This window comes from Arthrobacter bambusae (assembly GCF_022606295.1).
GTDB classification, from domain to species: domain Bacteria; phylum Actinomycetota; class Actinomycetes; order Actinomycetales; family Micrococcaceae; genus Arthrobacter; species Arthrobacter bambusae_A.
The window spans coordinates 1-2998 of the sequence record NZ_JAHHZS010000082.1; the positions used below are offsets into that span (position 1 = coordinate 1).

2 protein-coding genes are annotated in these 2998 nt (G+C 58.5%); both read right to left on the reverse strand.

Going from position 1 to position 2998, the window contains the following annotated elements:
- Positions 1–1983 (reverse strand): hypothetical protein (locus KNN17_RS22120; protein ID WP_241711047.1); only part of this gene is annotated, 1983 nt, incomplete at its 3' end.
- 29 nt (positions 1984–2012) lie between these two features.
- Positions 2013–2998: hypothetical protein (locus KNN17_RS22125; RefSeq protein ID WP_241711049.1), on the reverse strand; the 986-nt coding region annotated here is incomplete at its 5' end.

Below are 2998 nucleotides of genomic sequence, written 5' to 3' on the forward strand. Positions count from 1 at the left end.
CGCACCAGCGCGTTCATAGCGGGAGAGTACTTCAATTGGCTTCGGAGTGATCGTGGCTTGATCAGCTAGTTCGTTATCGCCAGTACGAATGCCGATCTGGGCGCAGCAACGCTGCATCCGTACATGATCCGGGTATTCTGCCTGCAGCCTCTTGATTGTTGGCAGTACTGAAACGACGTTCCCTGGATGTGAGACGCAAGCACGTTCGGCGGCAACCAGCAGCATTTCCACGGCGTGCATTCGATAGAAGGTAAACCTCTGGTCGGCGTAGCCTATGGGCGCATCGCCACGGGAGAACTCGCAAAGGGCATCAATCAAAGTTTGATCGCCGTACTCGAAGAGGAATCGCACTGCGTGTGCAGCCCTCCAGCGAATAGTAGCCCGCGGATCTGCCAGCGCGGACCAGAGAAAGGCAGCGGTAGCGGAGTGGATATCCGAGGAGGTAGGGATTTCAAGGCCCTCCGTTGACCACGGTTCAGTCTCTAGGGCCTGTTCCAGGTCAGTGAGCGCCGAGGTGAGTGAGGAGACTGCCTCCTGTGGGGTCAGGAGGGATGCAACTGCACCCGCAAGGCGGTAGCAGGACTCCGCAGACGAGACGACGATCGTTGCATCCGTTGCCTCGAGCGCAAGCATGGAAACGCCGCGCACGTTTGTTCCCAGGAGAGCAGCGAGCTCTTCCAGATCGATTCCAAATCCGTATCCCGACATGATGGTTGTGCCATTCTCAGCGAGAAAGTCGTTGGCGAGTGCACGGAGGGCTCCACGAAATGCTTGGCTGTTCGACGGTATCTGTAAGGCATGCTGAAGGAAGGACGCTCTCTGCCATGCCGTGAACTCATCACATTCACGGAAGGCATGAGTCACTGCCGCCCAATGGCTGACGGGCCGCTCCATCATCGCTTCGATGAGCGGAAGAATCTCGCTCCCGTGGTTGGCATCCGCGATTGCTTCTGCAGCATGCGATATGCCTTCTTGCGCAGAGAGGTTGAGCTCGTGCAGGCGTTCTCGCAGCCCCGCGAGTTTAATTGCCTGTGATGCCAGGTAGGCGCCATTGTCGTTAGAAAAACTGGATTCATAATGTTCGCTCCGGGTCTCGGAGGTGTCCTTGGAGTCCAGCCCGAAGCGGGCGGCAACACTGGCATCAGTGTCTTCAGCGTGGAGCTCCGAGCCACGTGCCCGCACCAAATCGCGAATAGCAATGAATCTACTGTCGGTGAGTTCGCGGCGGTCCTGAAGCAGGGTCAGTTGCGGACCTATGGATATACGTTCGCTAAACGAGGCCAAAGCCATCGACAGATGAGGCGCTGGCTGAAACAAACCATCTTGTTCCTCGGAAAGTGAGTGGAGAAGCCAGTCCAAAGACCCAAACCGCCGATCGCGCCACTGGCCAAGCAACCCCAAGGATCTGGGGCCAGCGATTTGTCGGACTGTCAGGATCAGTTCCCCCTCTTCGAAGCCGTCGTCCAGGTAGGGTTTTATCCTTTCTGATACGTACGCAAGGTGTGCTGCCAACACGAACGCCTCGCTCTCGTCTTCGACTGCGGCTTCGCGTCCAATCGAGACAATCGACCTCCAGCGTTGCCACCCGTCATCACCCACACGGGACACGACCGTGACCGCGCGCTCGAAGTAAAGCCGCGCTTCTAGACAGTCATAGGCGAAGATCGATCGCGCTATGCGAACCAGGTCATCCGCCATCTGGTCTGCAGACTGGTGTTCTCGCTCGGACGCAACGGCCGCTGCACTGGCGCAGGCATAAGCAGCATCAACGAAGCGGTCGTCCCCGCGCAAGCAGGAGATCATTTCGGCTGCACCGTATAGCCCTGAATGGTCGTTGGCGTTTCGCAGGATTTCACGGAATCGATCTGCAACAGTTTCTTCGCGGGTGTCGCGTGCTAATTGAGCGGCGATGGGCCCGGCTATCCGGCGAAGGAGAACAGGGTCCCGGTAGCCTGAGCGCTTGTTCGGATAGGTGCCAATCAACGTATCAATCGCGCTAGCTTTAACGCTGCCTAAGCTCCAGTTCGCCCATTCGTTAAGCCACGGGAGAAGCTGCTGGAGTTGTGCTTGCTGTTCTTCTGATTCTTGCCGTCCCCGCGACGTTCGACCGTATCGTTCGTTGGTTGCAGGTCCGGAAGAGAGAGCGGTTGCTCACGTAGGTGCGCGCACACTGCGTAAGCATGAAGCATGCCGGCACGCTTGCGCCCATGGACGTCGCCCAAGTCGTTTGGCGGTTCGGTGGGAAGATACCTGTTCAGCAGCGAAATCGCTTCCTCCGGTGCCGCGACGGCGTAGCGCACTGCCCATGCCGAAATCCAAGAGACGCCGCGAAAGATCATGTCCGTGGCATTCTGTAGTGCGTACTCGTTGGAATCGATATCGATGTGCTTTTCCCGCAATGTCTGCCAAGCGCGCTGCGCGTGCTCACGGGTCATTGGAACGCCAAGTCGCTGAGATTCGGCCGCGACCGCGACGCTGAGGGCTGCCGTTTGGGATGCTACGCCGAGCTGCATCACCCTATCCTGCTCGCCTCGGGCCAAGAGCGTTGCTGTTAGAAGCGCCGCCGGCTCTAAGATCCAGCGAGGTGGACGCCAGCCCTCCAAGAATCGCGCCGCTGATTGTTCTCCGTGCAGGTACAGGGCCGCCAGCGCAATGTTTGCAACGTTTTTGGGCTCGACATTTGAGCCATTTGATTCCGCTTGCGCTGGGACCCACGCGTGCAACGCGTGCACCGCGGCCCGCAGTCGATTCCGAGCATCACCTTGTCGATCGGTTTTCATCGCCAGCATTACCGATTCAGCTCCAAACACAGCTCCCGGCCAGTCACTGGGAAACATGCGGGCAGCCCGTATTTCATCTATTGTTGCGCTGTCGAGAATGTCCCCTGTGAGGTCCGGCTCGTCGCATAGGAGCTTGTAGCCACGCTCACTGCTCGCTGCCGCAACCCCGGCACGCATCGCAAGTCCTACGATGTCCGCAGGATGACGAAGCTTGATTG